This is a genomic window from Sphingopyxis sp. (genome assembly GCF_050916055.1).
In the GTDB taxonomy this organism is placed as follows: domain Bacteria; phylum Pseudomonadota; class Alphaproteobacteria; order Sphingomonadales; family Sphingomonadaceae; genus Sphingopyxis.
The window spans coordinates 3,050,211-3,067,893 of record NZ_CP051527.1; the positions used below are offsets into that span (position 1 = coordinate 3,050,211).

Genomic DNA, 17,683 nt, shown 5'->3' on the forward strand with positions numbered 1-17,683 from the left:
CGCGCCCCCGCTTCGGCGTCAGAAAATGCCGAGGAACTTCTTGCGCTGCTTGCCGCCGTCGTCCTTCGATTGATTGCCGTCCTCCGACTTGGCGGTGGTCCCCTTGCCGACGTCGTCGCGGGCCTCGCCCTTCGTCGTCCGCTGCGCGGTGGCGCGCGCGCCGGCAAGGATCGGGCCGCATTGCGCCGATTTGGCGTCGCCTGGATCGATGAAGGGAATGATCGCGGCGACCGGCGTCGCGACAAGCGCCAGCCCGAGCCCCGCGCCGGCACGGCCCATCAGCTGGTCGCTGATCGGGTCGATCCGCGGCGCCGCGAAATAGCCGCCGACGCCGACCGGCGACTGACCCGAAAACAGGCTGAACTTCTTGCCGTCAGCGCGCACCGCCAGATCGAGCGCCTCGGTGCGGAACGAAAAGCCGCCGCGCCCGACCATGACATTCTTTTGCGTGTCGATCAGGATCGGATCGGCCGCGCCGACGCCGCCCCGCACCGTAAAGGCGATCACCCCGCAATTGATCTCGACCGGCTTTTTCAGCTTATCCTCGAACAGCTTCTGCACAAACGTCCCGACGTCGAGTTCGGCGAGCTGGATGTTGCGCGTCCAGAAGCTGCCGCGCGGCAGCACGAACGCCATGCGGCCGTTCGAACTGGCAAGCGACTGGCGCAGGCTGTCGCCGTGCCCGACCATCCGGATCCGCCCGCTGACGGTGCCCGTCGTCCCCGATTCGGCGACCCCGAAGCGCGCGAGCAAGGTCCCCAGCCGGGTCGGCGACAGGCGGATGTCATAAGCGGTGCGCACCACCGCCGGGCGCAGGTCGATCGACACATCGCTCTCCACCTTGCCGCCCGCGAGCAGGAAGGTCAGCGGCTTCATTTCCATCAGCCCGTTCTTGAGCGACAGCGTCAGGTCGACATCGCTGACCGGGAAGCTCTCGGCGCGCACCGCGGCGACCTTGTAGCGCAGATCGGCATCGAAGGCCTTCAGCGCGTCGGCGCGCAGCGGCGAATCGGGCAGCACCCGTGGGCGCCCGCCGACGGTCTTGATCACGCCGCCGGTGCCCATCCGGTCGAGCCGGTCGACCTCATACCCGATGAACGGGCCGGCATCGACGATGTTGAGCGACCGGGTGGTGAGGTCGGCGTTCAGATACACGCGCCCCTTCGGCATGCTGACCGCAAAGGTGCCGGCCAGGTCGCTGTCGCCGAACACGCCCTTCAGCTCGGTGAATTTCCAGACCGTTCCGTCATAGCCAAGCTTCGACGTGGCGCGGTAGCGGCGGGTGTCGGGGATGGCGACGCCAAGGAAATCGAACAGGCGCGACAGGTTCGCACCGCGCGCGGTGAGCGCCAGGTCGGCGCCCACCAGCTCGGTCGGACCGGGCAGGGTACCGACCAGATCGACGGTGTTGCCCAGCCCGACCGCGCGCATCGTCAGCCGGTTCTTGCCGCCGGCGACGGTCTGGTTGGGCGACGACAGCCGGCCGGTCAGGGTGAACGGCTGCGCGCGCATCGTGCCGCGGCCGTTGAAGCCGATCGCCTCGTCGATCCGGCTGCCGGTCGACCGCACCGTGTCGATGTCGATGTCGGCGAACAGCCGCAGCCGCGGATCGCGATAGGTCAGCCCGCTCTTGGTGATCGCGGCGCGCTCGATGGTCGGCAGGTTCAGCGGCTGCGGCGGCCGGTCGGGGTCGCCGAAGGTCCAGCTGTTGTGCCGGTTCTGCGCATCCCACTCGAGCGCGACCTGAGCTTCGTCGATGTCGGCAAAGCGCATCACCCGCCGGCCAAAGATCAGCGGCACGACCGCCAGCCGCGTATCGACCCGCCGCGCGGTGAAAAATTGCTTTGCCTCGGCCCATTCGGGATTGGCGATGCTGATCTCTTCGGCCAGGAATTTGATGTTGAACGGCGCGAAATAGAGCTGGAAGTCGCCCCCCACAGCGACCTGCCGCTCGAGCTGCGACGAGGCGATGCTCTCGAAACTCCCTTTCAGGAAGCGGCCCTTGGTGATGAACAGGATCAGCCAGATCGCGAACAACAGCAGCAGCAGGATCGCCGCGGTGCGCACCGCGATGCGCACGGTGCGCGGGCGCCGCGCCAGCCAGCGCGGCGTCCAGACGCGGCGCGCGCCGCCCGACAGCCGCGCCGACCAGCCCGCGTCCGGTCGATCGCCGGCCGTTGCTGCCCCGGCATCGGGGGGCGCGGCGGGCGGGACGCCCATCTGTCCGGTGGGCAGGTTCATCGGCTGTGAACGGCTGCCGACCCCCATGGTTCCGCTGTATGACGCCTCTTTGGGCCGAATCGCTTGCATTCCGGGCAGCGGCTGGCTAAGCGCCCCGCTTCCGATTGTGTCGGCTGGCGACAAGGGCTGCCAGGCCGATACGCAAACGGACTTCCAAAGGAGACCAAAATGCCCAAGTTGAAGACCAAGAGCGGTGTGAAGAAACGCTTCAAATTCACCGCTTCGGGTAAGGTGAAGCACGGCGTCGCCGGCAAGCGTCACCGCCTGATTTCGCACAATTCGAAATATATCCGCACCAACCGCGGCACCAGCGTGCTCAGCGATTCGGACGTGGCCCATGTGCGCCTCTGGGCGCCCTACGGCCTGAAGTAAGGAGCGCTAGACCATGTCACGCATCAAACGCGGCGTCACCACGCGCGCCAAGCACAAACGCGTATTGGAACAGGCGAAGGGCTTTTACGGCCGTCGCAAGAACACCATTCGTATCGCCAAGCAGGCGGTCGAAAAGGCGGGCCAATATGCCTATCGCGACCGCAAGGTCAAAAAGCGCAACTTCCGCGCCCTGTGGATCCAGCGCATCAATGCCGCGGTCCGCAGCGAAGGCCTCACCTATTCGCAGTTCATGCACGGGGTGAAGCTGGCCGGGATCGACCTCGACCGCAAGGTCATGGCCGACCTGGCGATGAACGAAGGCGGGGTCTTCACCGCCATCATCGCGCAGGCGAAGGCAGCGCTGCCCAAGGCCGCGTAAGCCACGGCCTGATCGCTAATCGCAAAAGGGCGGTCCCGAAAAGGGGCCGCCCTTTTTCTTTGGTACACGCTCGCTGGGATGGCTGGCGCTGGGATGGCCGTTGACGACCGATTGCGGACCCAAGGGGCGAAGGCAGCTCACTAGCCGATACGGAGCGCCGTGGGGCCGGCGACGGCGAAGATTATTTCACACAAAGGCACAAAGGCACAAAGATGTCGTACTGACCGCGAAGCGGTTTCATTCCTTAACGGTTGCGAACCGATGCGGCGATGATGAGGAAGCGGCCTTGCGGCCGCGCACCTTCATCTTCGTGCCTTGGTGCCTTTGTGTGAAACAAAAAATCCCGGCCCATCGGCCCTGAATGAAGCTCACTGCGCGAACTAATTTTTCTTCCACGCCTACGTCAGCTTCCTGCCCAAATCGGACGTTCGCCACCCGCAAAAGCAGGAACGGCGCGAAGGTTGCCCCTCGCGCCGCCCCGACGATGATCGCGAACGATACACCGCCCCCCTCCCTCCGTACCGAAGAGCCGTGGGTCGCAGAAAGCCGCCGGCCGGTTGGAAGTGTCCCATGACCCTGGCACAAAGCCCGGATCGACGGCGCGACATTTACCGTCGCGAAGATGACAAATCTTGTTAAAACCCGACACCGGACGAATGCAGGCTGTTGTTTTTTTGCGCATCGGTGCTCAGGGTGCGTGATCATGACGAATGCGGCCAGCCATTCGGAACTGCCCGCCGGCGTGCGGGTCGAAACCCGATTCTTTCCGGTCTCCGATGCCCTGCGCCGCTATGCCAGCATCATTTACGTGACCGACGTCGATGCCACGCCCGGCGTGCGCGTCGAGGATTATCTGCATCCCGAATGGGCGAACATCCGCTTCATCGACGGCGATCCCCCGCTCGTGGCGATCGGCGAGGGTCGGGCGTTGCCGGCGCCGCGCCTGGCGGTGACCGGGCCAACCAGCCGCGCGGGCTATTTCGCCGCCGCGCGCATGCGCGTCTGGGGCATCGGCATCCTGCCGCTGGGCTGGGCGAAATTCTTTGCCGTGGCGGCCGAGGATTTTGCCGATCGCGTCTGCGACGGTGGGGCGCATCCCGCCTTTGCCGCGCTGGTCCCGCTTCTGGACAGCCTGCCGCGAACGAACGACACCGACGCCGCGGCGCGCATCATCGACGATCATTTCACCGCGCTGCTGGCTGGCGCGCCGCGCGACGATCCGGCGATCCTTGCCGCGCACCGCGCGCTGGTCGACGACGAGGTCGGCAGCGTCGCCGGACTGGCGGACCGGCTCGGGATGTCCGAACGCACGGTCGAACGGCTCAGCCGCCGCGCCTTCGGCTTTTCTCCGAAACTGCTGATCCGCCGCCAGCGCTTCCTGCGCAGCCTGGGACGCTTCATGCTCGACCCGTCGATGGCGTGGATCGACACGCTCGATTATCATTATTGCGACCAGGCGCAGTTCACGCATGATTTCCACCGTTTCATGGGGATGAGCCCGCGCGCCTATGCCGCGCGCGCGAAACCGATCCTCGGCGCGGCGGCCGTCGCGCGCGCCGCGATGGCGGGCGCCGCGATGCAGGGGCTGCACCGCCCCGCCGGCTGACCCTTCGGGGTTGACCCGCGCCGCCCATCCGGTGCAAGCGGCGGCGTATTTTTTCGCCGCCGCCAGCGACGATCCACCGCCACAGGACAAACGACGATGAGCGATTACCAGGCCATGCAGGCCGCGCTGATGAGCGACATAGCGGCGGCAAGCGACCTCGACGCGCTGGAAGCGCTGCGCGTGGCGGCGCTGGGCAAGGCGGGCAGCATTACCGCCTTGCTCAAATCGCTCGGCGGCATGACCCCCGACGAACGGCAGGCGCAGGGGCCGCAGATCCACGCGCTGCGCGAAGCCGTCACCGCCGCGCTCGCCGACCGCAAGACCGCGCTCGACGCCGCGGCGCTCGACGTCCGGCTCGCCGCCGAGGCGATCGATATGACCCTTCCGGCCGATGCCGCGCCCCGGGGGAGCGTCCATCCGGTCAGCCAGGTGATGGACGAGCTTGCCGAAATCTTCGCCGACATGGGCTTCGCCGTCGCCACCGGTCCCGAGATCGAGGACGACTGGCGCAATTTCACCGCGCTCAACATTCCCGAGACGCATCCAGCGCGCGCGATGCACGACACCTTCTATTTCCCCGATACCGACGCCGAAGGCCGCGCGATGCTGCTGCGCACCCACACCTCGCCGGTGCAGATCCGCACGATGATGGCGCAGGAACCGCCGATCCGGATCATCGCCCCCGGCCGCGTCTATCGCAGCGACAGCGACGCGACGCACACGCCGATGTTTCATCAGGTCGAAGGTCTCGTCATCGACCGCGGCATCCATATAGGGCATCTGAAGTGGACGCTCGAGACCTTCCTGAAGGCCTATTTCGAGCGCGACGACATCGTGCTGCGACTGCGCCCGAGCTATTTCCCCTTCACCGAACCGTCGGCCGAAGTCGATGTCGGTTACAAGCAGGAAAAGGGCCGCCGCATCGTTGGCGGGCACGGCGATGACGATGGCCATGCGTGGATGGAGCTGCTCGGCAGCGGCATGGTCAACCGCCGTGTGATCGCGAACTGCGGGCTCGATCCCGACGAATGGCAGGGCTTTGCCTTCGGGGTCGGGGTCGACCGGCTCGCGATGCTCAAATATGGCATGGACGATCTGCGCGCCTTCTTCGACGGCGATCTGCGCTGGCTGGCGCATTATGGATTCGGCGCGCTGTCGGTGCCCACGCTCAGCGGGGGGATTTCGGCATGAAGATCACCCTCGACTGGCTCAAAGAGCATCTGGAAACATCGGCGAGCGTCACCGACGTCGTCGATACGCTCAACCGCATCGGCCATGAGGTCGAAGGCGTCGAGAATCCGGCCGACAAGCTCAAGGGCTTTCGCGTCGCCAAGGTGCTGACCGCCGAGAAACATCCGCAGGCCGACAAATTGCAGGTGCTCACCGTCGATACCGGCGACGGCGGGGCGCCGCTGACCGTCGTGTGCGGCGCGCCCAATGCGCGCGTGGGGCTGGTCGGCGTGCTCGGCCTGCCCGGCGCGGTGGTGCCCGCGAACGGCATGGAGTTGAAGGTCGCGGCGGTGCGCGGGGTCGAATCGAACGGCATGATGTGTTCGTCGCGCGAGCTCGAGCTGGGCGACGACCATGACGGGATCATCGAACTGCCCGCCGACGCGCCGATCGGCACCAGCTTCGCCGACTATAGCGGCGCCGGCGATCCGGTAATCGACATTTCGATCACCCCGAACCGGCAGGATTGCATGGGGGTGCGTGGGCTAGCGCGCGACCTCGCCGCTGCGGGGCTCGGCACGCTGAAACCGCTCGACGTCCCGACGATCGCCGGCGAAGGCGCGCCCGCGACCGAAATCCGGACCGACGATACCGAAGGCTGCCCCGCCTTTTACGGTCGCACGATTTCAGGCGTCGCCAACGGCACCGCCCCCGAATGGATGCGCCGCCGGTTGGAAGCGGTCGGGCAGCGTTCGATCTCGGCGCTCGTCGACATCAGCAACTATGTGATGTTCGACCTCGGTCGCCCCAGCCACATCTATGACCGCGCCAAACTGACCGGTCCGCTCGTCGCGCGCCGCGCCAAAGCGGGCGAGACCGTCAACGCGCTGAACGGCAAGCAATATACGCTCACCGATACGATGACCGTGCTTGCCGACGACAGCGGCGTCCACGACATCGCCGGAATCATGGGCGGCGAGCATAGCGGGTGCAGCGAGACGACGACCGATGTGCTGATCGAGATCGCCTATTTCACCCCCGAGCGCATCGCGCTGACCGGACAGGCGCTGGCGCTGACCAGCGACGCGCGCAGCCGCTTCGAGCGCGGGGTCGATCCGGCGTTCCTCGGCGACGCGACCGCGATCGTCACCGCGCATGTGCTGGCGATCTGCGGCGGCACCCCCTCGGCCGTCACCCGCGCCGGGACGCCGCCCGCCGAGGTCAAGACGGTCGATTACGACCCCACGCTGTCGGCGACGCTCGGCGGCATCGCGATCGCGCCCGAGCGCCAGCAGGAGATCCTCGCCGCGCTCGGCTTTTCGGTGCGCGAACAGGGCGGCCGCTGGCAAGTGGCGGTGCCGAGCTGGCGCCGCGACATCGACGGCGCCCCCGACATCGTCGAGGAAGTCACCCGCATCACCGGGTTCGACGCCATCGCGTCGGTGCCGCTGCCGCGCAGCGACGGTGTGGCGAAACCGACCGCGACAGCCGAACAGCTGCTCGAACGCCGTATGCGCCGCGCTGCGGCATCGTCCGGCTTCCACGAAGCGGTGACCTGGTCGTTCATCGGCGAGCGCGACGCGGCGCCGTTCGGCGGCGGCGACTGGTCGCTCGCCAACCCGATCAGCGAAGATCTGAAGGTCATGCGCCCGTCGCTGCTGCCCGGCCTGCTCGCCGCGGCGCAGCGCAACCAGAACCGCGGCGCGACCAGCATCCGCCTGTTCGAGATCGGGCGGCGTTACCTGTCCGATGCCGAGCACCCGACGCTGGCGGTGCTGATGGCGGGCGACAAGCGCGCGCGCGGTTGGCAGGCGGGCAAGGCGGCGCCGTTCGACGCGTTCGACGCCAAGGCGGCGGCACTGGCGCTGCTCGACGCCGCCGGCGCCCCCGCCGACCGCTTGCAGGTGATGGAGGCGGTCAGCGAGGGCCATATCTGGCACCCCGGCCAGTCGGCCACCCTGCGGCTCGGCCCCAAGGCGGTGCTCGCCGAATTTGGCGCGCTCCACCCGCTGCTGACCCGCCATTTCGACATCGACGGCCCGGTGATGGCGGTACAGATTTTCCTCGACGCCATTCCCGCAAAGCGCGCCAGCGGCCCTGCCCGCGCGGCGTTCACCCCGCCCGCGCTGCAATCGGTGCGCCGCGACTTCGCCTTCCTGGCCCCGACCAGCCTGACCGCCGCCGACCTGGTGCGCGCGATCCGCGGCGCCGACAAGGCGAGCATCGTGGGCGCCCGCCTGTTCGACCGCTTCACCGGGCAGGGCGTGCCCGAGGGTCAGGTGAGCCTGGCGGTCGAGGTCGAATTACAGCCGGTCGAAAAAAGCTTCACCGATGCCGAGTTGAAGGCAATCGCCGACAAGGTGCTGGCGGCGGCGGCGAAGGTTGGGGCGGTTTTGCGGGGATGAGGCTGCGCGCGCGGCAGCCGGTCAGCGATGAAGTTCACTGTTCGAATCGAGCTGCGGGGTATCAACCCCTATGTGATCGTCAGCGAAGCGCAGGCGCAGCAGATCCGGCCCGACTGGAAACGGCCAATCCCGGTGACGGTGCAAGTCAATGGTCAGCCCGAGCCGCCCGCGCGCGTCAACATGATGCCCGCGGGGGACGGCAGCTTCCTGCTCTATCTCGACGGCGCGATCCGCAAAGCGTCAGCCACCACGGTTGGCGACACCGTCGAAGTGAGCCTAGCGTTCGACGACAGTTATCGCGGCGGTCCCGCGCACGCGATGCCGGCCGAATTTGCGGCGCGCCTTGACGCCAATCCCGTCGCGAGGGCGCGATGGGACCAGCTGTCGCCGAGCTTGCAGAAGGAGATGCTGCGCTATTTGGCCAGGCTGAAGTCCGACGCGGCCCGCATCCGCAATATCGAGCAAGCGCTGAACGTGCTGAACGGCGCAAAGGTCCGTTTCATGGCGCGAGCCTGGAACTGACCGACTATTCCGACGCCGATGCCGGTCAATCCCGCTACGTCGCTCTCCTGACCAGCCCACCAGCCCAACCTTCGCCGAGCCGGGGGCGATCCGCGGCGCCGACAAGCTGGTGGTGGCGGCAATATTGCGGCGGTAAGATGGCTCGCCTGAGCAAGCAACCGAAGCGCCGAATCGAAAAGCTGAGCTTTCGCAGCCCAGCGATGGCGCTAGGTGATCGGGGCATTGCGGGCTATTCTGTATCCGATCGGCGGCGCTGCCGGGCGGAGTTCCGGCCATGCTCATCACCATCTTCGCTCCCGGCAAAGTCCATCTGCTTGAAATCGCCGGACTTCGCGACGCGTTTTTCGAAGCGAACTGCAAGATGGCAGCGGGCGATCGCTATCGCGTCCAGCTGGTGACCGAAGAGGGCGTCGTGGCGGAGAGCGCCTCGGGCGTGAAATATCTGCCCGATGCAGGTATCAAAGATGCGGCGCAGCCGTGCGACACCCTGATCGTCACCGGACCCTATGGCGTCCCGGCGCGCCCGAGCGAACAGGTCATGCGGTGGCTGCGCGAACAAGCCCGGAATTCGCAGCGCTACGGATCGACCTGCACCGGCGCTTTCCTGCTGGCGCATGCCGGACTGCTGGCGAGCCGCCGCGCCACGACGCATTGGGAATATGCCGACCGGCTGGCCGCCGACTTTCCTGATATCCGGGTCGAACCCGACCGTATTTTCGTGCGCGACGGGCCGGTGTTTTGCTCTGCCGGTGTGACCGCGGCCACGGACCTTGCCTTTGCGCTGATCGAAGAAGATCATGGGCGCGCGCTCGCGCTGTGGGTCGCACGCCGGCTCGTCGTCTTTTTGAAGCGCCCGGGCGGTCAGTCGCAGTTCAGCGCGGCCCTGACGGCGCAGACCGCGGCGACGGGGCCGATCGAGAGGATCAGGCTGCATATTCTTGAGCATCCCCGCGGCGACCTGGGGCTTGATGCGCTGGCGCGCGTGGTTGGCGTGAGTCCGCGCCATCTGTCGCGGCTTTTCCGCGCCGAACTGGGCATGAGCCCAGCCGCCTATGTCGAATTGATGCGGATCGATATCGCACGGCGTCTGCTCGAAGACAGCGCCGCGCCGATCAAGGCCATCGCCTTTGCCGCCGGCTTTGGATCGACGACCACCCTCCGGCGCGCTTTCCTGCGCCGGATCGGCGTCGCGCCGCTGTCCTATCGTTTGCGATTCCAGACGGCGGGGTCGGGGAAAGCCGTCGACGACGAAAGTGCCGCCGATTTGTCCGGATAAGCCGCCCGGCCGACGTTGAAGCGCCTCTGCCGGGTCCGCATGTTCCGGACCGGAGGCCAGCATATGCGCATTTATCCAGCCGAACGTCGACCGGCAACCTGTCGACCCGGAAGGCACGGGGACTTTGCCCGCAGCAAATGCGGAGCCGCGTCATGACGGTTCACATTGGGGAAGGCCGTGAGCTGGCGCGCGGCGCGTCCGCCTTTACGCCGATACGCTGGCCGCGCCTGGCCAAGCGACCGGAAGGCGCCACGCCGTCGATCGCGGCGTCGATGCTGGCGCTCGACCATATCAGCGATGCGGTGCTGGTTGCCGACATGCGTCTGCGCGGGCACCCCATCGTCCATGTGAACCCGGCGTTCGAGGCGGTCACCGGCTATCCCGCGGCCGAAGCGATCGGCAAGAATTGCCGCTATCTTCAGGGTAACGACCGGCTGCAACCCGAAATCGCCGAAGTCCGGGCCGCGCTGGCCGAAGGCCGCGAATGTTCGGTGACGCTGCGCAACTATCGGCGCGACGGGACGATGTTCCGCAACGCCCTGCGCCTGGTGCCATTTCGCGATGGCGGCGGGCAAGTCACGCATTTCATCGGCCTGATCCGCGACGTCACCCACGCCCCCGGCATCGATCGCCTGACCGGCCTGCTCGATCGTTATGGCCTGCTCGACCAGCTGGCGGCAATCGAAGTCGCGGCGCGGTCCGCCCTGCTGCTGGTCAAGCTCGACATCCTGCGGTTTCATGATGTCAACAACGGGTTCGGCTATGACGCGGGCGACGCCCTGCTCCGTTCGGTGGCCGCGCGCCTCGCGACCTTGCCGGCGGCCGCCGTCGCGCGCGTCGGGACGAACAGCTTCACGCTCGCGTTTGAGCTCGACGATGCCGATCGCGCCGCAAGCGTCGTCGACGATGTCCTGGCGCTGTTGCATCCTCGCTTCATACTGCCCGGCGCCTCGCTGACCGCCCAGTTCGCCGCCGGCTTTACCGTCGGCTTCACGGGCGCGGACCCGCTGCAGCTCATTCGGCAAGCCGGCGCCGCGTTGCAGCGCTCCAAGGCGATGCCGGCGCATCCGCCGCATCCCTATGCCGAAGCGGACGAGCGCGATGCGCGCAATCGCATCCGGCTGGCGAGCGACCTGCAGGTCGCCGTTCCGAACCAGGAGCTGCTGTTTCATTATCAGCCCCAGGTCGATCTCGGCTCGGGCGACATCGTCGGCGCCGAAGCGTTGCTGCGATGGGACCATGGAGCATTCGGGCTGCAACAACCCGGCCGCTTCATCGGCGTTGCCGAAGAAACCGGCGCCATTCTCGACATCGGCGCCTGGGGTCTGCACACGCTTGCGGCCTATGCGGTCAAGGTCAACCGCCACCGCCGAGCGCCGATCCGCTTTTCGTTCAACGTGTCGGTCGTCGAATTCACCCGGCGCGACATGGTGGCCTTTGTCCAACAGGTGCTGGAGGAGACCGGTTGCCGGGCCGAATGGCTGACGCTGGAGCTGACCGAGAATCTGATGGTCCCCGAGCCCGACGCGATACGCCGCACGTTCGAAAATCTGCGGCGTCTGGGCGTCGGAATCTCGATCGACGACTTCGGCACCGGCTATTCCAATCTGCGCTATCTGGAAAGCTTCCCGCTCAGCGAGATCAAGGTTGATCGCAGCTTCGTGCACGACGTCGCACATAGCGCAGCCAAACGGGTGATCGCCGAGAGCATCGTCAAGCTTGGCGCCGCGCTGGACATTCGTGTCGTTGCCGAAGGGATCGAGACCGAAGGCGAACGCGCAATCATGCGGACGCTCGGCTGCTCGGTGGGCCAGGGCTTTCTGTTTGCCGCGCCTATGGACGAGCGGGCGTTTCAGCGGCTGCTCGACGACGGGCTGGCCTTGCGCGAGGGATGGGACGCACGGCGCCTTTTGACGATGCTCGACGGCGATAGCGCTTAAACCCGCCCGATGAAATTTGGGTTGCATGGTTGGTCCCTTGCAACTCAAAAGATGCCCCGGCGCCCCACCGCCGGGGCATCGACAATCAAACCGAACTGTCGTCGTGCCTGCTTCGTTCAACCCGCGTGCGACCTGTCAGCAACAGGACGATATCGGCCCGCTAAGCCGCCACCGCCTCCTCGCTCGCGCTCGTCGCCGCCTCCAGCAGGCGTTTCTCCAGCGACTTCACCCGCGCCGCGCTGTCGATCTTGTCGCCGATCAGGTCGGTGACGTAAAATGTATCGACCGCGCGTTCGCCATAGGTCGCGACGTGCGCGCTGTGGACCGTGACCTTCGACTGGAACAGCGCATAGGCAAGCTGGTTGAGGAGCGCCGGGCGGTCCTGCGCGTTGACTTCGATCACCGTGAAGCGGTTCGATGCCTTGTTGTCGACGAAGACGTTGGGGGCGATGCGGAAGGCTTCGGCGCGGGTGCGCGGCAGGGCGCGGGCTTCGAGTTTCGGCAGCAATTTGTGGCGGTTGGCCAGCGCATCCTCGATCGCGCGGGTCAGGCGGCCGATCTGCCCCGGCTCGTCGAACGGGCGGCCGATCGGGTCCTGGACAAGGAAATTGTCGAGCGCGAGGCCGTCGCGGGTGGTGTGGATGCGCGCGTCGATGATGTTGCCACCGGCGAGGTGGATACCCCCCGCGATGCGATAGAACAGCCCCGGATGGTCGGCGGCGAGCACCATCACCAGCGTCGCGCCGCGATCGTCGTCGGGGACCGCGGCGATGTGCAGCGGCGCGTCGCCCGCCTGGCGGATATGGACGAGGTTGGCGGCGATGACCTCGACCGGTTCGGCGATCCAATAGCTTTCGGGCAGGCGCCGGGCGACCTTGTCGAATTCCTTCTGGCCGAAGCCGAATTGCGCGGCGACCGCTTCCTTCTTGCTGGCAATGCGCTGTTCGCGGCCCTTTTGCTTGTGGCCGAGGCGCAGCACTTCTTCGGCGGCGTCATACAGCTCGGTGAGCAATTGCCGTTTCCAGCTGTTCCACACGCCGGGGCCGACGGCGCGGATGTCGACGACGGTGAGGACGAGCAGCAGGCGGAGGCGTTCGGGGCTTTGCACGACCTGCGCGAAGTCGAGGATCGTCTTGAAATCGGCAAGGTCGCGCTTGAACGCGGTCGCCGACATCAGCAGGTGATAGCGCACGAGCCACGACACGGTCTCGGTCTCCGCGTCGCTGAGCCCCAGCCGCGGGCAGACGCGCAGCGCGAGTTCGGCGCCGAGCACGCTGTGGTCGCCGCCGCGTCCCTTGGCGATATCGTGGAGCAGCACTGCGACATACACGACGCGGCGCGAATGGATCTGGTCCATGATCGCGGTCGACAGCGGGTGATCGTCCTTCAGCCGCCCCTGCTCGATATCGGCGAGCAGGCCGATGGCGCGGATCGTATGTTCGTCGACGGTGTAGTGATGATACATGTCGAACTGCATCTGCGCGACGACTCGGCCGAAATCGGGCACGAAACGGCCGAACACCCCCGCCTCGTTCATCCAGCGCAGCACCGTTTCGGGATCGCGCGGACTGGTCAGCACGTCGAGGAACAGCGCGTTGGCGCGCGCGTTGCGGCGCACCCCCTGCGTCTCGATCAGCTTCGCCTCGTGGCGCGCCTGCCGCATCGCCTGCGGATGGATTTCGAGGCTGTGCTTGTCGGCGAGCGCGAAGATTTCGAGCAGCCGGACCGGGTCAGCTGCGAAAAAATCGTCCGACGGCAGCGCGAGGCGGCCGCGGTCGAGGACGAAGCCATTCAATTTGCCCGGTCGTCTCCGGATCGCGGGCAGGAAGCGCCGCCCGCGCGCCGCCATCTGGTCGTCGAGATGGGCGAGGAAGGTGCCGGTGACGTCGCCGACGCTTTTGGCGTGGAGAAAATAGAGCTGCATGAAGCGCTCGACCGCGCTTTTGCCGGGGCGCTCGGCGAATTGCATCCGCGCCGCAATCTCGCGCTGGACGTCGAAGGTCAGCCGGTCCTCGGCGCGCCCGGTGATGACATGGAGGTGGCAGCGCACCGCAAGCAGGAAATTTTCGGCGCGGGCGAACTGGCGTAGCTCGCGCACCGACAGCAGCCCGGCGTCGACCAGCTCGGGGACGGTGCGGACGCGGTGGATGAACTTGCCGATCCAGAACAAGGTGTGCAGGTCGCGCAGCCCGCCCTTGCCCTCCTTCACATTGGGTTCGACGACATAGCGCGAATCGCCCATGCGCTTGTGGCGCTCGTCGCGTTCGGCGAGCTTTTCGGCGACGAAGGCGCGCGCATTGCCGGCGACCACCTCGGCGTCGAAGCGCGCCGCGGCCTGGTCGTAGAGGTCGCGGTCGCCCCAGACGAAGCGCGCTTCGAGCAGCGCGGTGCGGATGGTAAGGTCGTCCTTGGCGGCGCGCACCATCTCGTCGAGCGAGCGGCTCGAATGGCCGACCTTCAATCCGAGATCCCACAGCGTATAGAGCTGCGCCTCGATCACCTGTTCGGTCCAGCTCGTCTGCTTGAACGGGGTGAGGAAGCCGATGTCGATGTCGCTGTGCGGCGCCATTTCGCCGCGGCCATAGCCGCCGACCGCGATCAGCGTGATTCGCTCGCCCGCCGAGCGATTGCCCGAGGGATAGAGGTGGCCGACGGTGAAATCATGGCTGAGGCGGACGATCTGGTCGATCAGGAAGGCGGTGGCGCTCGCCGCGATGCGGCCCGACGAGGGGTGCGCGATCAGTCGCCGCTCGATTTCGGCCCGCCCGTCGTCGAGCGCCGATTTGAGCAGCGCGACCATCGCGCGGCGGCGGGCGCCGGTATCGCCGGTGGCGTTGGCGACCTCGTCGAGCCGCCCGGCCAGCGCGCGCCGGTCGATGATCGCGCGGCGCCCCTCGAGATTGGCGAAGATGTCGCTCATGACGGGTGGTGTCCCAACGCGGATCGACCGTGCCCCTGCGAAGGCAGGGGTACGGTTTCGCTTTTGCGCGACGCGATCGCCCTCATGGCCGCTCATCCGTCAAAATCCGTTTGAGCGCGTAGAGCGCCTCGAGCGCCTCGCGCGGGGCGAGCGCGTCGGGATCGATCGCCGCCAGCGCGTCGCGCAGCCCGTCCTTCGCCGCCGCCGGCGCCGCAACCAGCGTCGCTGCGAACAGCGGCAGATCGTCGAGCCCCGCGGCAAGCCCCCCGGTTTTTTCGCGGCCCGCTTCGAGTTTCGCGAGCACCGCCTCGGCGCGCTTGACGACGCTCGCCGGGACACCCGCGAGGCGCGCCACCGCCAGGCCATAGCTGCGGTCGGCGGGGCCGTCGGCAAGTTCGTGGAGGAGCACGAGATCGCCCTGCCACTCGCGCGCGCGGACATGGTGGAGCGACAGCGCGTCCAGCGTTTCGGCGAGGCGGGTCAGCTCGTGATAATGGGTCGCGAACAGGCAGCGGCAACGGTTGACCTCGTGCACAGCCTCGACCACCGACCAGGCGAGCGCGAGCCCGTCGTAGGTCGAGGTGCCGCGCCCAACCTCGTCCAATATGACGAAGCTTTGCGGGGTCGCCTGCGCAAGGATCGCGGCAGTCTCGACCATCTCGACCATGAAGGTCGAGCGCCCGCGCGCCAGATTGTCGCTGGCGCCGACACGGCTGAACAATTTATCGACAAGCCCGAGCTTGGCCGAAGCGGCGGGGACGAAGCCGCCCGCCTGCGCGAGCACGACGATCAGCGCATTCTGGCGCAGGAAGGTCGATTTGCCGCCCATGTTCGGGCCGGTGACGAGCCAGAGCCGGTCGGTGTCGGACAGCGACACATCGTTGGGGACGAAGCGCTCGCCCGATTTCGCCAGCGCTGCTTCGACCACCGGGTGACGGCCCCCGGCGACGTCGAGGCACGGCGTGTCGGCGAGGTCGGGGCGGCACCAATTGTGGCTCATCGCATGGTCGGCGAGCGCCGCGGCAACGTCGAGCCGCGCCAGCACATCGCAGCTCGCGGCGATCTGTTCGCGCCGCGCGGTAGCGGCCTCGGTCAGCGCTTCGAGATGCGCGGCCTCGGCGGCGACGGCGTGCACCCCGGCCTGCGTCACCCGGCTCGCCGCTTCGTGAAGATCGGCGGAATTGAAGCGCACGACGCCGGCGAGCGTCTGGCGATGGGCGAAGCCCGATTCGGGGGCCATCAGCGCGTCGGCGTACTTCGCGGGCACCTCGACATGATAGCCGAGCACGCCATTGTGGCGGATCTTCAGCGACGCGATGCCAGTGCGGTCGCGGTAGCCGGTCTCCAATGCGGCAATCGCCTTGCGCCCGTCGCGCGCGGTGTCGCGCAGCGCGTCGAGTGCATGGTCGTACCCCTCGGCGATATAGCCGCCCTGCGCCGCATCGACCGGCGGGGTGTCGATCAGCGCGCGCGACAGTTCGTCGACGAGCGCGCCATGGCCGTCGAGACCGGGGAGCAGCCGCGCGAGCAAAGGCGGCAGGTCGGGGCGCCGCGCCAGCCGTTCGCGCAGCAGCCGCGCCCCGCCGAGCGCGTCGCGCAACTGCGCCAGATCGCGCGGCCCGCCGCGGCCCGCGACAAGCCGTCCGAGCGCGCGCCCGGCGTCGGGGAGCGCGCGCAGCGCCGCGCGGAGATCGCCGCGCCACAGCGCGTCGCGCGCGAGCGCATCGACGAGGTCGAGCCGGTCGAGGATCGCCGCCTTGTCGGTGAGCGGGCTGGCGAGATCGTCGGCGAGCAGCCGCGCCCCCGCCGCGGTGACGGTGCGGTCGATCGTGCCGAGCAGACTGCCCTCGCGGCTGCCCGCCATCGTGCGGACGAGTTCGAGGCTTTCGCGCGTCGCGGCGTCGATCGCCATCCGCCCCGACGCCAGATGGCGCACCGGCGGCTGGAGGAAGGTGGGCGCGCCGGTGCCGACATGGTCGAGATAGGCGACCAGCGCCCCCATCGCCGCGATCTCGCCACGCGAAAAGGCGCCGAAGCCGTCGAGCGTCTGAACGCCGAAGAAGGCTTCGAGGCGTTTCTGCGCCGTCGTGCTCGAAAAATCGCTCGGGGGGCGCCGCACGAGCTGGCGCGCCGACGACATCGGCAGCTCGCCTGCGCTCTCGCTCACCAGCAGTTCGGACGGCGACAGCCGCGCCAGTTCGGCATCGACCGCCTCGGGCCGCACTGCCACGACCTCGAACCGCCCGGTCGAAATATCGGCAGCGGCGATCGCGACCGCACCCTCGCTGCCGATTTCGGCGAGCGCGGCGAGGCGGTTGGCGCTGCGCCCTTCGAGCAGGCTTTCCTCGGTCAGCGTCCCCGCGGTGACGAAGCGGACGATCGCGCGCGCCACCAGTGCCTTCGACCCGCCGCGCGCCTTCGCCTCGGCCGGGGTCTCGACCTGCTCGGCGATCGCTACACGGTGCCCTGCACGGATCAGCCGCGCCAAATAACCTTCCGCAGCGTGGACCGGCACCCCGCACATCGCCACCGGCTGCCCCTCATGCTCGCCGCGCGAGGTCAGCGCGATGTCGAGCGTCGCCGCCGCGGCCTTGGCATCGTCGAAGAACAGCTCGAAGAAGTCGCCCATCCGGTAGAAGAGCAGGCAGTCGCCGGCCTTTTCCTTCAGCACCCAATATTGCGCCATCATCGGCGTCGCGGCGGGGGCGGCGCTGTTGCTGTTCGCGGGTTTGGGAGCGGCGGCGGGCATCCGCCCATGCTTAGTGGCTGGGGGCGGCATGGCAAGGTCGGGAGAGCCAAACAGCGGGGGTTATTGGCTCGACTTTTCGCCTCGCGAGCGGCTAAGGCGCGCC

General features: G+C 67.6%; 11 protein-coding genes. 8 read left to right on the forward strand and 3 right to left on the reverse strand.

Features of this window, described 5'->3' with window-relative positions; all coding sequences use genetic code 11:
* Window positions 1-18 precede the first annotated feature (18 nt).
* The gene (locus tag HEQ22_RS14855) at window positions 19-2,241 is read right to left on the reverse strand and encodes an AsmA family protein (RefSeq protein WP_432768618.1); all 2,223 of its coding nucleotides are present in this window, start codon (window positions 2,239-2,241) and stop codon (window positions 19-21) included.
* A gap of 168 nt (window positions 2,242-2,409) precedes the next feature.
* Between HEQ22_RS14855 and rpmI the strand changes: the two genes are divergently transcribed.
* The 8 genes from rpmI (at window position 2,410) to HEQ22_RS14895 (ending at window position 11,911) form a co-directional block, all read left to right on the forward strand.
* Window positions 2,410-2,613, forward strand: coding sequence for a 50S ribosomal protein L35 (gene rpmI, locus HEQ22_RS14860; protein ID WP_106000796.1), 204 nt, complete (start codon window positions 2,410-2,412; stop codon window positions 2,611-2,613).
* Between the two features lie 13 nt (window positions 2,614-2,626).
* Window positions 2,627-2,992 (forward strand): 50S ribosomal protein L20, encoded by a 366-nt coding sequence (rplT, locus tag HEQ22_RS14865; RefSeq protein WP_432768619.1) that lies wholly within the window; start codon window positions 2,627-2,629, stop codon window positions 2,990-2,992.
* Window positions 2,993-3,695: 703 nt separating this feature from the next.
* Window positions 3,696-4,598, forward strand: a complete 903-nt coding sequence (locus HEQ22_RS14870; protein ID WP_432768620.1) for a helix-turn-helix domain-containing protein — start codon at window positions 3,696-3,698, stop codon at window positions 4,596-4,598.
* Between the two features lie 96 nt (window positions 4,599-4,694).
* On the forward strand, window positions 4,695-5,789 hold the full coding sequence (gene pheS, locus HEQ22_RS14875; RefSeq protein ID WP_432768621.1) for a phenylalanine--tRNA ligase subunit alpha: 1,095 nt from the start codon (window positions 4,695-4,697) through the stop codon (window positions 5,787-5,789).
* Window positions 5,786-8,173 (forward strand): phenylalanine--tRNA ligase subunit beta, encoded by a 2,388-nt coding sequence (pheT, locus tag HEQ22_RS14880; protein WP_432768622.1) that lies wholly within the window; start codon window positions 5,786-5,788, stop codon window positions 8,171-8,173. The genes pheS and pheT overlap by 4 nt, the downstream gene beginning before the upstream one ends.
* Before the next feature lie 72 nt (window positions 8,174-8,245).
* Entirely contained in the window at window positions 8,246-8,695 is a 450-nt protein-coding gene (locus HEQ22_RS14885) for a YdeI/OmpD-associated family protein (RefSeq protein ID WP_432768623.1), read from the forward strand.
* A 274-nt stretch (window positions 8,696-8,969) separates the two neighbouring features.
* A complete protein-coding gene (locus HEQ22_RS14890) occupies window positions 8,970-9,971 on the forward strand; it encodes a GlxA family transcriptional regulator (RefSeq protein ID WP_432768624.1) in 1,002 nt (333 codons plus the stop codon).
* A 152-nt stretch (window positions 9,972-10,123) separates the two neighbouring features.
* Entirely contained in the window at window positions 10,124-11,911 is a 1,788-nt protein-coding gene (locus HEQ22_RS14895; protein WP_432768625.1) for a putative bifunctional diguanylate cyclase/phosphodiesterase, read from the forward strand.
* Between the two features lie 160 nt (window positions 11,912-12,071).
* On the opposite strand, the gene HEQ22_RS14900 is transcribed toward HEQ22_RS14895, so the two are convergent.
* Window positions 12,072-14,831: a [protein-PII] uridylyltransferase gene (locus HEQ22_RS14900; RefSeq protein ID WP_432768626.1), complete on the reverse strand. Its 2,760-nt coding sequence runs from the start codon at window positions 14,829-14,831 to the stop codon at window positions 12,072-12,074.
* A gap of 82 nt (window positions 14,832-14,913) precedes the next feature.
* Window positions 14,914-17,580 (reverse strand): DNA mismatch repair protein MutS, encoded by a 2,667-nt coding sequence (gene mutS / locus HEQ22_RS14905; protein ID WP_432768627.1) that lies wholly within the window; start codon window positions 17,578-17,580, stop codon window positions 14,914-14,916.
* Between the last annotated feature and the right edge of the window lie 103 nt (window positions 17,581-17,683).

Coding starts and splice junctions, on each gene's coding strand:
- HEQ22_RS14855 (WP_432768618.1), bottom strand. CDS start 2,241: ATGAACCTGCCCACCGGACAGATGGGCGTCCCGCCCGCCGCGCCCCCC.
- rpmI (WP_106000796.1), top strand. CDS start 2,410: ATGCCCAAGTTGAAGACCAAGAGCGGTGTGAAGAAACGCTTCAAATTC.
- rplT (WP_432768619.1), top strand. CDS start 2,627: ATGTCACGCATCAAACGCGGCGTCACCACGCGCGCCAAGCACAAACGC.
- HEQ22_RS14870 (WP_432768620.1), top strand. CDS start 3,696: ATGACGAATGCGGCCAGCCATTCGGAACTGCCCGCCGGCGTGCGGGTC.
- pheS (WP_432768621.1), top strand. CDS start 4,695: ATGAGCGATTACCAGGCCATGCAGGCCGCGCTGATGAGCGACATAGCG.
- pheT (WP_432768622.1), top strand. CDS start 5,786: ATGAAGATCACCCTCGACTGGCTCAAAGAGCATCTGGAAACATCGGCG.
- HEQ22_RS14890 (WP_432768624.1), top strand. CDS start 8,970: ATGCTCATCACCATCTTCGCTCCCGGCAAAGTCCATCTGCTTGAAATC.
- HEQ22_RS14895 (WP_432768625.1), top strand. CDS start 10,124: ATGACGGTTCACATTGGGGAAGGCCGTGAGCTGGCGCGCGGCGCGTCC.
- HEQ22_RS14900 (WP_432768626.1), bottom strand. CDS start 14,831: ATGAGCGACATCTTCGCCAATCTCGAGGGGCGCCGCGCGATCATCGAC.
- mutS (WP_432768627.1), bottom strand. CDS start 17,580: ATGCCCGCCGCCGCTCCCAAACCCGCGAACAGCAACAGCGCCGCCCCC.